This is a genomic window from Nocardia sp. NPDC057440, from assembly GCF_042802915.1.
Taxonomy (GTDB): domain Bacteria; phylum Actinomycetota; class Actinomycetes; order Mycobacteriales; family Mycobacteriaceae; genus Nocardia.
In genome coordinates, this window is sequence record NZ_JBHVDF010000003.1 from 546,717 (window position 1) to 561,772 (window position 15,056).

At 64.8% G+C, this 15,056-nt stretch carries 13 protein-coding genes and 1 pseudogene; 9 read left to right on the plus strand and 5 right to left on the minus strand.

All coding sequences use genetic code 11. The features are described 5' to 3' along the window. Window positions 1-46: 46 nt before the first annotated feature. Window positions 47-1,195 carry a DegT/DnrJ/EryC1/StrS family aminotransferase gene (locus tag ACFU4Z_RS08855; RefSeq protein ID WP_379060832.1) on the plus strand — a complete coding sequence of 383 codons (1,149 nt, stop codon included), beginning with the start codon at window positions 47-49 and terminating at the stop codon, window positions 1,193-1,195. A gap of 16 nt (window positions 1,196-1,211) precedes the next feature. Continuing rightward, entirely contained in the window at window positions 1,212-1,652 is a 441-nt protein-coding gene (locus tag ACFU4Z_RS08860; protein ID WP_379060833.1) for an NUDIX domain-containing protein, read from the plus strand. 29 nt (window positions 1,653-1,681) lie between these two features. On the opposite strand, the gene ACFU4Z_RS08865 is transcribed toward ACFU4Z_RS08860, so the two are convergent. After that, window positions 1,682-1,831, minus strand: a complete 150-nt coding sequence (locus ACFU4Z_RS08865; RefSeq protein ID WP_379060834.1) for a hypothetical protein — start codon at window positions 1,829-1,831, stop codon at window positions 1,682-1,684. 35 nt (window positions 1,832-1,866) lie between these two features. Between ACFU4Z_RS08865 and ACFU4Z_RS08870 the strand changes: the two genes are divergently transcribed. From ACFU4Z_RS08870 to ACFU4Z_RS08885, 4 genes and pseudogenes are all read left to right on the plus strand, one after another. Next, entirely contained in the window at window positions 1,867-2,016 is a 150-nt protein-coding gene (locus ACFU4Z_RS08870) for a hypothetical protein (protein ID WP_379060836.1), read from the plus strand. A 385-nt stretch (window positions 2,017-2,401) separates the two neighbouring features. Beyond that, the gene (locus ACFU4Z_RS08875) at window positions 2,402-4,249 is read left to right on the plus strand and encodes a hypothetical protein (protein WP_379060837.1); all 1,848 of its coding nucleotides are present in this window, start codon (window positions 2,402-2,404) and stop codon (window positions 4,247-4,249) included. Between the two features lie 212 nt (window positions 4,250-4,461). Next, window positions 4,462-4,644: pseudogene (locus ACFU4Z_RS08880) on the plus strand (alpha/beta-hydrolase family protein); the annotation flags it as partial. Window positions 4,645-4,720: 76 nt separating this feature from the next. Beyond that, on the plus strand, window positions 4,721-4,948 hold the full coding sequence (locus ACFU4Z_RS08885; RefSeq protein WP_379060838.1) for a hypothetical protein: 228 nt from the start codon (window positions 4,721-4,723) through the stop codon (window positions 4,946-4,948). 254 nt (window positions 4,949-5,202) lie between these two features. On the opposite strand, the gene ACFU4Z_RS08890 is transcribed toward ACFU4Z_RS08885, so the two are convergent. The 4 genes from ACFU4Z_RS08890 to ACFU4Z_RS08905 all read right to left on the minus strand — a co-directional run bounded on the left by ACFU4Z_RS08890 (window position 5,203) and on the right by ACFU4Z_RS08905 (window position 10,892). Further along, a complete protein-coding gene (locus ACFU4Z_RS08890; RefSeq protein ID WP_379060839.1) occupies window positions 5,203-7,059 on the minus strand; it encodes an ABC transporter ATP-binding protein/permease in 1,857 nt (618 codons plus the stop codon). A 238-nt stretch (window positions 7,060-7,297) separates the two neighbouring features. After that, on the minus strand, window positions 7,298-8,845 hold the full coding sequence (locus ACFU4Z_RS08895; protein WP_379060840.1) for an AMP-binding protein: 1,548 nt from the start codon (window positions 8,843-8,845) through the stop codon (window positions 7,298-7,300). 80 nt (window positions 8,846-8,925) lie between these two features. Next, a complete protein-coding gene (locus ACFU4Z_RS08900) occupies window positions 8,926-10,053 on the minus strand; it encodes a DUF5938 domain-containing protein (RefSeq protein WP_379060841.1) in 1,128 nt (375 codons plus the stop codon). 35 nt (window positions 10,054-10,088) lie between these two features. Continuing rightward, entirely contained in the window at window positions 10,089-10,892 is an 804-nt protein-coding gene (locus ACFU4Z_RS08905; protein ID WP_379060842.1) for an SDR family NAD(P)-dependent oxidoreductase, read from the minus strand. 242 nt (window positions 10,893-11,134) lie between these two features. Between ACFU4Z_RS08905 and ACFU4Z_RS08910 the strand changes: the two genes are divergently transcribed. From ACFU4Z_RS08910 to ACFU4Z_RS08920, 3 genes are all read left to right on the plus strand, one after another. Next, on the plus strand, window positions 11,135-11,770 hold the full coding sequence (locus tag ACFU4Z_RS08910) for a TetR/AcrR family transcriptional regulator (protein WP_379060844.1): 636 nt from the start codon (window positions 11,135-11,137) through the stop codon (window positions 11,768-11,770). Between the two features lie 101 nt (window positions 11,771-11,871). Beyond that, window positions 11,872-12,294 (plus strand): hypothetical protein, encoded by a 423-nt coding sequence (locus tag ACFU4Z_RS08915; protein WP_379060846.1) that lies wholly within the window; start codon window positions 11,872-11,874, stop codon window positions 12,292-12,294. A 5-nt stretch (window positions 12,295-12,299) separates the two neighbouring features. Next, complete coding sequence (locus tag ACFU4Z_RS08920; protein WP_379060847.1) at window positions 12,300-14,915, plus strand: DUF4132 domain-containing protein; 2,616 nt, start codon at window positions 12,300-12,302, stop codon at window positions 14,913-14,915. Window positions 14,916-15,056 lie beyond the last annotated feature (141 nt).

Below are 15,056 nucleotides of genomic sequence, written 5' to 3' on the forward strand. Positions count from 1 at the left end.
CCCACATTTCACCTGGCCGCCACTGGGAGACAGCGCAAGAAGCGCTGTGCTGGCCCAGCTCGACCGCGCGGTGTCGATCTATGACCGTTCCGGCGTGATCGAAGAATTGGAGAACGAACTACGCGAGTACCACGGTATGGCACACGCCGTGCTCACCAGCTCCGGCACGGCTGCTCTCTATTCGATGTACGCGGCGTGCGGCATCGGCCCCGGTGATGAGGTGATAGCCCCGGCTTACACGTTCTTCGCCACGGTGACGCCGCTGCTGCACCTGGGAGCGGTGCCTGTGCTGGCCGACTGCGACGCGACCGGCAACCTCGACCCCGACGACGTAAAACGGCGCTTCACCCCAAATACCAAGGCGCTCATCGTTACCCACATGTGGGGACTGCCCGCCGACATGCCGGGGCTTCAAGCGGTCGCGGATGATCACGGCCTGATGCTGTTGGAAGATGGTTCCCACGCCCACGGCGCGAGCATCAACGGCCAGCGCGCCGGAACCTTCGGCCGCGCTGCTGCTTTCAGCATGAACGGCCCCAAACCGCTATCGGCAGGGGAGGGTGGTTTTATCCTCACCGACGACACGGAGGTCTATTACCGGGTGCTCCTGCATGGCCAGTACAACAAGCGGTGCCGCAACGAGATCCCGCGAGAGCATCCGCTCTACCGCTACGCCGTCACCGGTACCGGGCTCAAGCACCGCATTCACCCGCTGGCGGCGAGTCTCGCGCGTGACCAGCTCGCGAACCTCGATGGCTACCTAGACGGCCGGGCCAGAGTCGCGCGGTACCTGTGTGACCAGCTCAGCGACCTAGCGGGCATCACCGTGCCCGACATACCCGCCGGGGTGCGCCCGTCCTGGTACGGGCTGATACTGCGATACCGGGCAGACGAGCTGGGCGGGCTTCCCATACAGCGCTTCTACGATGCGCTGCACGCTGAAGGGTGCCGCGAAGTAGACCGGCCCGGCTCCACGTGCCCGCTGAACCTGCTGCCCCTGTTCCAGCAGCCCGAACCGCTGCTACCGGCCTATACAGACGCGCTGGCCCACGGCCCCGGCGAGTTCCCGCAAGCCGAGGCCGTACATGCCACCACCCTGAAACTGCCCGTCTGGCACCGTGAGGAGGATATGCCGCTGGTCGACAGCTACATCGAAGCGTTCCGCAAAATCTCCGACCGATACCGCGACCTGTGAAGGATGAATGAGAACAATGGTCGATACCGCGTTGATTGCCCGTCTCACCGCTGAAGCCGAAATAGACGGAATACAGCAACTTGTTGTAGGCGCTGTAGTGGAACACAAGGGCATGGTGCTTTTGCTTCAGCGCCCCAAGGATGAATTCATGGGCGGGATATTCGAGCTGCCCAGCGGAAAGGTTGAGCCTGGCGAGACTCTAGATGCGGCCCTTATCCGTGAAGTCGCGGAGGAAACCGGCCTGAACGTAAATGGCCTCCGTGAATTCCTCGGCAGCTTCGATTACCAGGGTGGCAGCGGAAAGAAGAGCCGTCAATTCAATTTCACTGTGGCGGTGAGTGTGCCGGAACCAGTGAAATTGACCGAGCACGACGCTTACACGTGGACGGGCATCACGCAGGAGCTGCCCGTCACCGACGCGGTGAAAGACGTGCTGAACACATACCGCGCGATATAAATAAGCCACATCGGATGAAACCCGAGGGACTACCGGGACGCGGCAATCGTGACGCGGTCAGGATCGCCAACCTCCCGATCCTGATGCTGGTCGAAGACAACCCCGTCGCGGACGCCGCACGTGACAGCGATACCGGTGAAATCGACGTCGATGACGCGATCCGCGTGCTCGGCGTCCACCACCACCTGCGACCCGCAATGTCGCCTGCGGGAATGTGCCCTGGCCGTACTCGCGGGCGAATAGGGGCCAGGAGGTGGCCAGCGGCGCAGCACTGCCCGTGCGCATCTACGACGCCCTGGACCGCAAGCTGGCCGAGTTGATCCGCAAGTACCTGCGTCTGATTGAGCAGCGACCGGACCGGTAGCCGAGCCGGAGGGGGACAAGGGCCGGACAGCGAGTGCTGTCCGGCCCATCTCATTTCGTGGGTGGCGCAACGGCATTCGGGGGTCGTTCGCAACACGTCGTGGTCGCCCGGCGACGGAGCGCAGGCGTGCCGTTTGGCGCGCCACCGCTCACACCCGCCGGGTACCCACCCACCGCTTCTCGTCATGTTCCTGACGAGGGTAGCTAATGTTCTGACAATGAAGAATCGCGTCGACGATGCCGACTCGAACTACGCGCTGCTCGAGTGGCGTGATCGTATACAGACGGCCCCGAGTGCGCCGGGTTCCGGTGAGCAGTGGATCGATCTCCTACCGGCGTTGCTGGAGGTCATAGTCGGTGCGCAGGAGTCGGATACGACTGTTGCGGTGCCAGGTTTCGACGAGCCCATAGCGGTTGCGGAGCTTGCCAAGAAGTTGGGGCCGTGCTTCGTGACTCGTCGTGAAGGACGTTTCGTGTTGACCGATGGCGTCACGCAGTGGCTGCGGTCGACAGACCCTCAGCAGCTCATCGTGCATCTTCATGCACGTGTGCGGCTTGTCGGTGAGCTCCTGTCGATGTTGAACGCGGGCCCGCTGTCGCATGAGGAGCTTCGTGTGCTGGCCAATAGCCAGTACGGGATGAATTGGACAGCGCTGGACCAGCTGCGGAGAAGGACGACATGGTTACGTGCATCCGGGCATGTTGAGCTGTACGGCGGCAAAGTGCACTTGACAGCCGCCGGCAACACCCTCCTGGCTTGGCTTCCACTGAATGCGCCGGCACCTCCGAATCTCGAAGTGGAGATCGCGGTCTCGCCCGCGCATCCGGTGATCGATGAGCTCCTCGGCCCGCTACGCGGACAAATTCATCACAACCGTACGGACGCGAAAAGCCTGTTTCTGCCCAGCCCGGAAGGCGTGGGACCGGTCGCAGTGCTCAGGCAGGCGGTCAGCAACGCGATACCCGAGGTAACGGAAGTCGGTCTGGAGGAGCTTCTGCGGCAATACGGGCTCGCGGAGGCGTCGGCGCGTCAAGCACGAGCGTCGTTGAAGATGCTCGGACTCATCGAGCGAGTCGGTCTGGGGCGTTGGGCTGCCACACGTGCGGCCGCTGCGTGGCTGGACAACGGTGACGACGCCGACCTTGTTCGGATTGTCCATGCCAATGTCTGGTTCGTCGGAGAGGTCCTGAGCGAACTCTGTGACGGACCTGCCGACGCTATAACGCTAGCGGGACAGAGTGCGAACTACGGTCGCGAGGCTATACGTGTACCGAGCATGCGGACACGATTCGCGTTGCTGCGAGAATGCGGCGTCGTGGACAAGTTCGACCATCAGCGCTATCACCTCACTCCCGTCGGCAAGGCACTGCTCGCCGATCTCCCAGTCGCAGCTCGGGGCGAAGTCGCGACGCCGACGGCCCTCGCAACCGAACTTCTCCCCGCCGATGACGATCCTCGCGTCTCATCGCGGCTTGCGGACGAATTGATAGACGCTATGCGCGATAGCCGTCATCCGACACGCTTCGAATTGGCTGTTCACGACGCTTTGAGCTATCTCCACCTCCATGTCGAGCACCTGTCCGGGCCCGCGCGAACAGACATCGCCGCGACGCTACTCCTGCCCGCTTCGAAACTCGTCTTCGCCGTCGAAGCGAAAACCTCCGGCGAGGGGCCGGTGTCGGACCGGGAGGTCAGCTTCCAGGGGCTCAGAGAACACCGAGACAAAATCGATGCGAAGATCACGGTTCTTGTCGGACCCGAGTTCCACCGCCGCATCCACGCCGAAGCCGCCGCCGACCCACGGCTGGCAGTTCTTCACGCTCGAACCCTCGCCGACGCCGTACACATGCACGCCCGGACGCCTTTCTCTCCCACCGAGCTGAAGGTCCTCTTCGACACCGAGATCACCGCCGACCAGCGGGACAACGAACTGCGGCACCGACATAACGAACACTTGCAGCTGCTGACAATTCTCAAAGCCGTCGTCACCCAACTCGACCTGGAAATGCGCGACGCGGCTCCCATGTACGACGGAGGATGGCTGGGCCCCAACGAACTACGCCGCGACCTACGCAAACTTGCTGTCCCACACAATAGGATCGTCGAGGCACTGCAACTGCTGGCCTCCCCGTTCCTGAGTGTCGTCGAGGAACACAAGGGACGCTATCGGCTGACTGGCCCCGCGCACCTCCTCGCCGCACGGCTACAGGCAGCCATCGAACATCTCCAATAACAACAATGCCAATGCCCACCAAGATCGGCAGACACCGTCCTGCAATGCCACATACCGATCGGTACTGTCCCGAGCTGACGCTGTGGCGTGCGCGGTAGGTCTGGTCCGATGCCCAGCGGAGCGACGATCGCCGACAACTGAGCGAATCCGGACAACTTCCGCTCTACACAAATGCGCATCTTCCATTGCGACTCGCGTCATACTTTGGTCGGGTGGTTCGCAAGCCGGCAGGACCAGTTGCGGAGGCTGATGGGTGTGGCCGGGCCGCCGCGACTTGCGTATCCACTCATGATCCGACCTCGCTGGATGTCCCCGACGGCCACGGGCACACCTTCCACGCCGATATCGCCGACGCCTGGGCCACGATCCCGCAGCCCCCGAACTGGACTGCGGCCGACACCCTCGAGTTACGGGCAACGCTCACCACAGCCGAATTACGTTCCGACACCAAACTAGACAGAGGGATTCGCCATGAACAGCAGCGAGAATCGTTCGATACTGGCCCGTATCTCGCCGACGCAGTGGGTTGCCCTCGCGGTCACGGTCGTGGCGGTCATCTTCGTCGCCGAGAACCGCGACAAGGTCTCGATCGAATTCCTGTTGATCACTATTCGTTCACCGATGTGGCTGATCCTGCTGACAATGTTCGCGGTCGGATGGATCGCCGGCGTACTCACCATGCGCCGTCGCTCGAAGTAGTCACCGACCCGGATGCTCGGCGATCATCGGCCAGGTGCTCGCCCGTGTCGCCGACGGCATCGGCACGGCCGACCGCGGTAGGGCTGTAGAGCATCGTCGGCGGTCCCGAGCCCGAATACCTCGGCACGCCATCGACGGTCCGAGCCACGGCGGGCGGCGTCACCATCACCGCGGAACGCACGATCCTCGAGCTGGTTCGACCCTGCTGAGCACCCCGTGATCGACATCGCAGTCCCATCCCGCTTGTGCCGAATTCACCGGTGCGCCTGCTGATTCGGCCCCCATGACCAGGCACCGCCGCCCACGAGCTCGAGACGCGTGGTGTGATGCTGGTCGACCGTGGCGCGATGCGCGGTGCTGACCAGGATGAGGTCGGGCAGTTCGGTGCGAATCAGGGTGTAGAGGGCGAATTCCAGACCTTCGTCCACAGCGGAGGTCACCTCGTCGAGGAACGCCGCCTCGGGTCGGATCAGCAGCAACCGCGCGAATGCCAGGCGCTGCTGCTCGCCCGGCGACAGGATGTCGGCCCAGTCCGCCTCCTCGTCCAACCGGGTAGCCAGTTGGCCGAGCTGCACCTTGGTGAGTACGGCCCGCAGCGTCGCATCCGTAGCGCTTCCTGGCTCCGCAGGGTAGGTGACGGCCGCGCGCAGATCGCCGAGCGGAAGGTAGGGCAGTTGCGAAATGAACAGTGTGCCGACGGTATCCGGTCTGCCGACGGCGCCGTGGGTGTAGGGCCACATCTCGGCGAGGGCGCGCAGCAGGGTGGTCTTGCCGCTCCCGGAGAGCCCCTTGACGACCACCGAATCCCCGGCGCGCAGCCGCAGATTCAAGTTGTCGATCAGGATCGCGCCGTCGGGTCGGCGCACCTCCACCTCGCGCAATTCCACCGAATCACGCAGCGCGCGCACCTCGATCTTGGGCAAAGCGCGTGCGAGCTCACTCGCCTCGAAGAGTCCGAACAGGCGCAGCAATGTCGCACGGAACGCCGCGAATTCGCTGTAGCTATTGCGGAAGAACGACAGCGAGCCCTGGATCTGCCCGAATGCCGACGTGGTCTGCTGGACGTCGCCGAGGGTCAGCGTTCCCGCGAAGAAGTGCGGCGCCTGCATGATCCACGGAAACACCACGGCCGCCTCGCTGGCCGCCTGATTCCAGCCGATGAACCGCGTGGTGAACATCACGAGACTGCGATAGATTCGCAGCACCTGCGCGAATCGCGCACGCAATCCTTGTCTTTCGACGTCCTCGCCGCGATAGAAGGCGATCCGCTCGGCATTGTCGCGCAATCGGACAAGCGCATAGCGGAAGTTCGCCGTCGCGGCCTGATAGCGGAATCCGAGCCCGATCAGCGGACGACCGATCCAGAAGGCGACCGTCGTCGCCACCAGCACGTAGACGAAGACGAGGAATACCATCGCCCTGGGAAGTGCGACATCGAAGACGGTCAAGGCTTCGGACAGATCCCACAGAATTCGGGTGAACGACACCACCGACACCACCGCGGTGACCGCCCCCAGCGATAGTGCCCTGGAACGGGCGACCATGTCGGTGATGTCGTGCTGGATGCGCTGATCCGGGTTATCGATGGGCGCATCGATGAATCGGATCCGGTAGTAGGCCTGATCGGCTGTCCATTCCCCGGTCGCGCGCTCGGTCAACCAAAGCCGCCAACCGATTTCGAAGATCTGACCGAGATAGAAATCCAACAGCGTGCGCGCCACATCGATGACGGCGAGCACAGCGAACACGATCAGCGAGTGCCAGAACGCGGTTTCGGCGCTGTCGAGCGCCGCGGCGTCGCCGCGCCCGATCGCCGAGGCGGCATTCTGCAGGGCAGCGAACATGTCATTGCCCTGATAGGACAACAACACTTTCACCCGAACCGACAAGACCGCGCTCAACAACAGCACCCCGACGAACGGAATGGTGCGCAATGCCGCAGGGCCCGTGAAGAAGGCCCCGGTCACCGACCGGAAGTGCCGCCCCCACTCGGTGATGCGCAGCAGCACAACCACGACAACCAGGAATACAACGCCCGTGACGGTGAACGCGATGAGCAACCATTGCAACGAGGCGACCAGCTCGTCGCTCCAGTCCCGTGACGCATGCACCGCGGCCTCCGATCGCGATTCGGGCAACGTCGATTACGCAGTCGAGAATCCGATAGCCACGCCGACAGGCGTAAGCGCAGGACAACGTTACTGTGCTCGCCGCGCAAATCCAGGGAACCCAGCGAGGAGGAGTTCGAAGGCCGCGCGCGAACCCAGGGCATGTCCCAGCAAAAGCGCGAGATCCGACTGGGGCGCGCTGCCACCGACACGACCGGCAACCACTCGGCCGAGCTCAGCGTCAGCCGTCGATGGCGCGGTCGTGAAGCAGGCGGGGCTTGATCTCGTTCTTGAGAACCTTGCCGAGCTTGGAACGGGGTAGATCTGGCCAAACTTCCACCTGTTTAGGAGCTTTCACGCTACCCAGCAGATTACGTACGAAGGCGACTACTTCGGGACCTGTCACATGTTGTCCGTCGTGTAGCTCCACTACTGCGGTGACCCGCTCGCCCCACTTGTCGTCCGGCAGGCCGATCACCGCGCAGTCCCGCACCGCGGGATGAGTCATCAGCGCCTGCTCGACCTCGGTCGAGTACACGTTGAAGCCTCCTGTAATGATCATGTCCTTCGCACGGTCGACGATGAACAGATAGTTCTCCTCGTCGAGGTAGCCGATGTCCCCGGTGTGATGCCAGCCGTACTTCCCGGCAGCCTCCGACGCCGCCTGATCCTTGTAGTAGCCGGCCATGACGAGGGGGCTACGGATGACGATCTCGCCGCGCTCGCCGCTGCCGAGTAGGCGGCCCTCGCCATCCATGATCGCCGTCAGCACCAGTGGCGTAGGCCGCCCCGCAGAGGACAGGCGACCGCGAGCGAGGGTGCCGTCGGCATAGAAGTGGTCCTTCGGCGCCATGGTCGAGATCATCATGGGCGCCTCGGTCTGGCCGAATAATTGGGCAAACACCGGACCGATCTTCTCGATCGCCTCTTCCAGCCGCGCCGCCGACATCGGAGCAGCGCCGTACCACAGGCACTGCAAGGATTTCAGTTCGGCCTGCGCGAGGCCTGGATGGTCCAGCAGCATGTAGATCAGCGTCGGCGGCAAGAACGTATGGGTGACCTGGTGCCGCTCGATCAGTGAAAGGAACTCGGCCAGATCCGGTTTCCGCATGACAACAATCTCGCCGCCGAGCGCCATCACCGGAAAGCAGAGCACGCCCGCAGCGTGGGTCAATGGTGCGAGCGCCAGATATCTCGGTCGTTGGTCGAATGGATAGCTCATCAGTGTCAGAGCGGACATCGTGGCAATGTTGTTGCCGGTCAGCATCACCCCTTTCGGGCGCCCGGTGGTGCCCCCGGTGCCGACGATCATGATCACGTCGTCGACCGGTTCTGCCTGCCAGGGCTGCGCGGCCATACCGTCGAGCCACTGCTCGAACGGTATGGCCGCGGGGATCTGCCCATCGAGAGACACCAACGTGGTCAGCTGCGGCAGGTCCGGAAGAATCCTTGTGACGAGTTCGGCGAACGCCCCCTGAACGATCAGGCACGTGCAGTCGAAAAGATCGAGCAGATCCCGGTTCTCCGCCGCTTCATTGCGTGGATTGATCGGGCACCACACCGCGCCGGCCCGCGCAATACCGAAAACGCACGCGAACGCGACCGGGTCGTTGCCGGAAAGGATCGCCACTTTATCGCCCGGTCGCACACCGGACCGCGCCAGCGCACGGGCCACCTGCCACGACAGTCGTTGTACCGCTTCGTAACTCAGCGATTCACCGTCCGTCGTGAGACATGGCGACAACGGACCGAGGGAGGCCCCCTTGTCGAGGTAATCGGTCAGACGCACAATGCCGTCCTTTGCAGGTTCGAACTCTGATCTGGTGCGGAGCCGGGTTCCCGGAAGTAGAAGCCGGGAGCCCGACGCGATCAGCTGTAGACGGAATGGATCGGCTCGAGCACCAGGCCGAAACTTCGCAGCACACCCAGCAGTTCACGATGCCCGAACGCTTGGCATGCGGAAGCGAAGCCGACACGCTTCGGCGCCTGCTGAAGCAGCGAATACACCGAAAACGCTTGCAGCAGACCGGTCTGCTTGTAGTTGGAATTACCGTGGATCACGCAGTGAGCGCGGCCGAGTGGGCCCGACGCGTGCACGGAGTCCATGGAGGTGTTGATGCGCGGATTCTCCCGCGGCGGCATCTCGCTACGCACAGCGGCGGCCTGCTCGTCGAGGATCTTGTATTTCTCCGAATCCGGGAGTCCTTGGATCTGTTCGACAACGGCTTTCACGATCAGCGGCACACCTTGCATGAGCTGGCGATCGAAGACTCCGCCGAGCGCCTTGACATTGGCCACTCGTGGATCGCGCTTGAACCACACCGGGTGCGATGTGCCGCCCCACGGCAGCGCGAGTCCCGCTTCGTGTTGCCCGGGCACCGTGACGTCGTACAGGCCGCCGTCGGCGGGCCATTCGAGGTACCGATTCTGTTCCAAGTAGTGCGCTTTCGACAGCGCGGCATTGACCAGGATCGTCCTGGTCGACGCGACCGTCGGGAAGCCCCTCCAGAAGACCAGGATGTCGAGGGTGTCCAAGCCGGGCGTCTCCAAGCAGATGTTCGCCGCGATCTCACCGGTGGTGTACATCTGCGCGACACCTGGTGCAAGCAGCAGCCCATGCTCCCCCATCCGCTCGCCGTAGGTTTCGTCGCACTCGATCAACCAGTCCTGCTCACCGGTGGTGTCGAGGTAGTGCGCGCCGGCCCGGATACATGCCTCGACGACTTCGTGGCCGTACTTGGAGAACGGTCCGACGGTGTTGCAGACAACCTTTGCGCTGCTGAACAGTTCGGTCAGCGACTCGACCTCGTGGGAAACCTCGACGACCTCGTAGTCCGCAGTCTCGATGCCGGGAATCTTGTCGATCGTTTCTTGGATGCGCCGTTTATCACGTCCGGCCGCGATGAAGGGCACGTTGTACTCGCGAAGGTATTCACAAATCAGCCGACCGGTGTACCCGGAGGCCCCGTACACAACAACGGGTTTGGCAGTAGTCATGGATCAGCCTTTCGGAAGTTGCTGGATTTCTCGGGTCACATGCCCATGCCGCCGTCGACCGGAAGGCCTGCGCCGGTGATGAAGCGAGCGGAGTCCGACGCCAGGAACACCACCGCGTCAGCCGTCTCGGACGCGACACCGAGGCGGCCGAGCGGAGTCAGGCCGACGACTGCACCGACGGCCTCCTCGGCGCTCGGGAACAGGCCGAGGGCGACAACATCATTGGCGAGCTTGATGCCCATCTCATTGGCCACCAAGCCGGGATAGACGCAGTTGACCCGCACGCCGTAGCCGAGCTTGCCGGACTCCATGGCCGCGACCCTCGTGAGTCGATCGAGACCGGATTTCGTCGCCGAGTAGCAGCCGATTCCCGGGAACGCGATGGTCGCGGCGACCGAGGAGATGTTCACCACGGCGCCACCCGCGCCTGCCGGGCCGCCCGGACGCATCGCCCGGAATGCGTGCTTGATGCCCAGCGCCGGACCGAGGAGATTGACCTCGAGCATCCGGCGAGCTCCGTCCACATCCAGGTCGGCCAGCAGCGCGGTGACTTCCAGCCCCGCGTTGTTGATCACGATGTCCAAGCCGCCCAGTTCGGCAATCGTCGCGGCAACGGCGGCTTCCCAGCTCGCGTCGTCGGTGACATCGAGGGAGACGAATGCGGCCTTGGCGCCGGACTGCTTCAACGCGTCCGCGGTTGCCCTCCCGGCCTCCTGCTTGATGTCTGCGATCACGACGGCCGCACCTGCGCGAGCGAGCGCCTCGGCCATCTCGGCTCCGAGGCCGCCCGCACCACCGGTCACCAGCGCCGTTCGTCCGGTCAGGTCATAAGAACTCATGTGGATCTCCTCTTCGAGATGAGCCTTTGGCGGTGTCGTCGCCAGTTACGCCGAACGCTGGCCGTTGTGACGTACGCCATACCCTATCAATCCCTTGACAGTCGTCAAGCTTTTTCTTGACAGCCGTCAAGTTTTTTTAGGACACTTGTCAAGACCTCGAACAGCTCATCCCAGCCACACGGCGATAGACTCGTTCGGGTGCTCGCACGGCGCGGGTAGCGAGAGCCGACAGGAGGTTCACCGTGACTGACGTGACGGAGCGGAACCGCGAACGGATCTCGCGCCGGCAGGTGGACAAGTTCACCGAACGGCGGGCACAGCTGGCCGCGTCCGCGCTACAGACCCTCGCCGAACTCGGATACGCCCGGACGAGCCTGCGCGAGATCGCGCAGAATTCGGAGTTCTCCCATGGTGTGCTCCACTACTACTTCAGCGACAAGGTGGACCTGCTCACCCAGTCCGTGCGGCAGTACGAAGCAGCGTGTGTGACTCGCTACGACGAGGTCGTAGCGACCGCGACCTCGGCCGAAGAGCTCCAGCACGGCTTTGCCGCCGCGATGGCGACCACGCTGCGAACGGACGCCCCGATGCACCGGCTTTGGTACGACCTGCGCAACCAGAGCCTCTTCGAAGAAGGGTTCCGAGCCGACGTCCTTGATATCGACCAGCGACGCGAACAGATGATCTGGCGAGTGGTCGAGAAGTACGCCGACCTCACCGGACTACCTCCCGCTGTCACACCGCCGGTGGCCTATGCCATTTTCGACGGACTGTTTCAGCAGGCTTTGCTGAGGTACCTCGCGGGTCGCGACGATGTCATCGACGAACTCGACGCGAATGCGCAACAGGCGCTGGAGCGCTCGGTCAACCGCGGCTGAACTTATCCCTGACGGCTGGACCGGCTACAAGCGAGTCGACACCGATGGGCGCACGTTCTCACGGCTGGTCGCTGTCAGACCCCTGTTTTATGGTGGCGGACATGGTCGATATCGCGGTGCGCAGCCGGGTGCCCGGCATGCCCGGCGATGACCTTCCGGTGGTGCTGGTACGGCTGGCCGACGATCGCACCACAGTGCGAGAGCTGATCCGGCGTGCGGTCGAGGAGCAGATCCGGGAGCTGCGCGCCGATGCGGCACGCTGTCGGCGGATCCTCGACCGCCAGTATCTGTCCAACGCCGACCTCCGGACGCAGGCCATCACCGGTGCGATCAAGATGCCGCAGCAGGCGCCGCCGGACCCGGACGTGACCGAGGAGGTGACCCGGGCGCACCAGGCCTTCACTGTGGGGACATTCGTGGTCTTCGTCGGCGGACGGCAGGTCGTCGACCTGGACGCGGAGGTCGCCCTTCGGCTCGATGAGCCGGTCGTGTTCCTGCGGCTGGTCGCGCTGGCGGGAGGCTGACCGCGGTGGACATTCCAGAGATCTATATCGACGTCGTCCGCGAACAGCGCGAGGCGCTGTGGCGGCTGGTGGACCAGGCGCGGGTCCTGGCGAAGGCCGGCGACCTGGCGGGCTTGCGGGACACCGCCGAGGAGATCCGGCTCCGGATCGAGCAGGGCGACGACCAGACGATCGGAAACCTGGCACCGCACCTGGGCGACATCGTCTCGGAGCTCGACGACCTCTACGACACCAGCTTCCCGGTCGACCGGCCGGACGATGTTACCGGCCTGCTTGACGCGCCGTGGCCGACAGCTCACCGGAAATCCCTGCTCGCCGCCTCCTTGGGGAGCGACGTCCGGCACCGGCAGCTGCTGGACGAGATAGCGGAACAAGCCATCGCCGCCGCCGACATCCACCTGTTGCGGGTCCTCGTGTTCACGCCGCTCGGCACCCTGCGCCGGGAGAGCGTGGCGCAGATTCTCGACACGCTGCACCGAGCCGGCGGCCTTGACGCCACCGTGGTCGAACGGGCCTTCACCGACGACCGCTACCTCGGCTACGCGATCATCGGCCACTCGCCGAACGGCGACGCGACCAGCCCGCCGCTGACCTGCGCGGACACCGTACGGAACCACGTGGATGCGCTGACCTGGCGGCTCGTCTCCGCACCGGCCCCCGCCGACTGGGACGAGCTGCCCAAGGTGCTGGTACCGCGCGGTCTGCGATTCGCTCATGCGGCGCTGAGCTGGCACGGCGACCAGCGGGTGGCCGATCACCTCGGGGCGGCGGAACTGACCGACGAGGAACGCACCGCCTTGCTCGACCTGCTGCGGGATCGGCCGGTGGAGGAGCAGCGCCGGGCGTTCGAGTGGCGGCTACGCGCCGGCGACGCTGACACGCTGCTACCGCTGTTCGGCCTGGAACGCGCCGCTGCGTTGCTGCGCCTGATCCGAGCGATGCCAGTCGGTGAAGCCACCCGCCAGAACCGGGCGGTTCTCCTCGCCGCGATCGAGGACGCCGGCGCGGATGCCGCCCGGCGCCTGCTGGAACTCGAACCCAATGAGCTGGTCTCCGCGGTCATCGGTGGCAACCGCGCCCAGGTGGTGAAACGCGTCAAGCACAACGCGCTGCAAGGCATCGCAGCGTTCGGGATGCTGCCCCTCGCTCCGGACGAGACGGTCCTCGACCGCTACCTGGCGTTGCGCGAGTCCGCGAAGAAAGGCGCCAAGCTCGGCCCCAACCGCAGACACAGCCACGCCGCCGCGATCGCGGTCGCTCTCGACCACCTGGCGCAGGTGGCCGGTGTTGCGGAGGCGAGCCGCCTCGAATGGGACTGCGAGGCACGCATCGCCACCACGACCCCCACGGAGTCGGAGGTCGGCGACTACCGGATCGCATTGCGGTTCGACGGCGCCGACCCCACGATGACAGTGAGCCGGGCGGGCAAGGCGCTGAAGTCGCCACCGGCCACCGTCCGCGCCGACCCCGCCTACCAGGTGCTTCGCGAGCACCAGGAGCGACTGCGAGACCAGGCTCGCCGAATGCGGACCGGGCTGGTGGAGCGTCTGGTCGCCACCGCAGGGACGCTGACGCCGGACGAGCTGGCCCGACTGCTGTCGCTGCCCGCCGGTGCGGCGATGCTGCCCGCGCTGCTCTGGCGTGACCGAGCGGGCGTGATCGACCTGCTCGACCACGTCGACACCACCGGACCGGTCACCGCCGTCCACCCCGTCGAACTGCACGGGCGAGGGGTGCTCGCCGACTGGCAGGCGGAGATCGTGCGACGTCGCCTACGGCAGCCGGTCAAGCAGGCGTTCCGGGAGCTGTATGTGCTCACTCCGGCCGAACGTGAGGCGGGCGATGTGTCGCGGAGGTTCGCCGGTCAGACCGTCAACGGCCGGATGGCGGGCCAGTTGCTGTCCGGTCGGGGCTGGTTCACCCATGGTGAGTACGACGACCATCAGGCCACCCGCATCGTCGGCGACGGCCTCATAGCGGCGCTGCGCTGCGACTTCCACGGCTACTTCGGGATGGGGGACGTCCTGGTCGGTGAGGTCCGCTTTCTGATCAGCGGCCACCGTGACCCGGGTCGCTACGGCGCCCCGACCGGATCAGGCAGCGTCGGTGGCACGCCGGTGCCGCTGGTCGATGTTTCGCCGGTGGTGTTCTCCGAGGTCATGCGAGACCTGGACTTGGTGGTGTCGGTCGCGGGCACCGGGCCGGAGGCGTACCTGTCACCGGCGCAGGCGGCGAGTCGGGCGCAGGTGCTCGCGGCGCTCATTGCCGACCTTGGGCCGGCCCGCGTCACCGTCGAGGGGCACTCGGCCGTGGTACGCGGCACTCGGGCGACCTATCGGGTGCATCTGACCAGCGGCAGCATCCACGTCGAACCGGGCGGCTACCTTTGCGTGGTGCCTGCCTCGTTCGGCGCCGCGGCGCACCGGCGGCTGTTCCTGCCGTTCGCCGACGAGGACCGGATGACAAGCATCATTCTGAGCAAGGTGCTCCTGCTCGCCGAGGACGAGAAGATCAGCGACCCCTCGATCCTGACCCAGCTCGATTCCCTCACCGGCACAGCCGCTACCCGACGTCGCCCAGCAGGCGAAACCCGCATCCTCACCGCCACTGAAGACGAATAGTCATGGGCGACCTGTTCGGGGTCGACCCGGCCCCACTTCTATGAGCTCTCGCCCGGTGGCCGGCGTTGTGGGTAAAGCAAGTCGCGCACTTCGCCGCCGTTGGAGGTGTTTTGCCCGTGCGGTGGCGTGAGCTCGGACGAG

Excerpts from the sequence above, each read along its gene's own strand:
- ACFU4Z_RS08860 (WP_379060833.1), top strand. The coding sequence starts at position 1,212 with ATGGTCGATACCGCGTTGATTGCCCGTCTCACCGCTGAAGCCGAAATA.
- ACFU4Z_RS08885 (WP_379060838.1), top strand. The coding sequence starts at position 4,721 with ATGAACAGCAGCGAGAATCGTTCGATACTGGCCCGTATCTCGCCGACG.
- ACFU4Z_RS08900 (WP_379060841.1), bottom strand. The coding sequence starts at position 10,053 with ATGACTACTGCCAAACCCGTTGTTGTGTACGGGGCCTCCGGGTACACC.
- ACFU4Z_RS08905 (WP_379060842.1), bottom strand. The coding sequence starts at position 10,892 with ATGAGTTCTTATGACCTGACCGGACGAACGGCGCTGGTGACCGGTGGT.
- ACFU4Z_RS08915 (WP_379060846.1), top strand. The coding sequence starts at position 11,872 with ATGGTCGATATCGCGGTGCGCAGCCGGGTGCCCGGCATGCCCGGCGAT.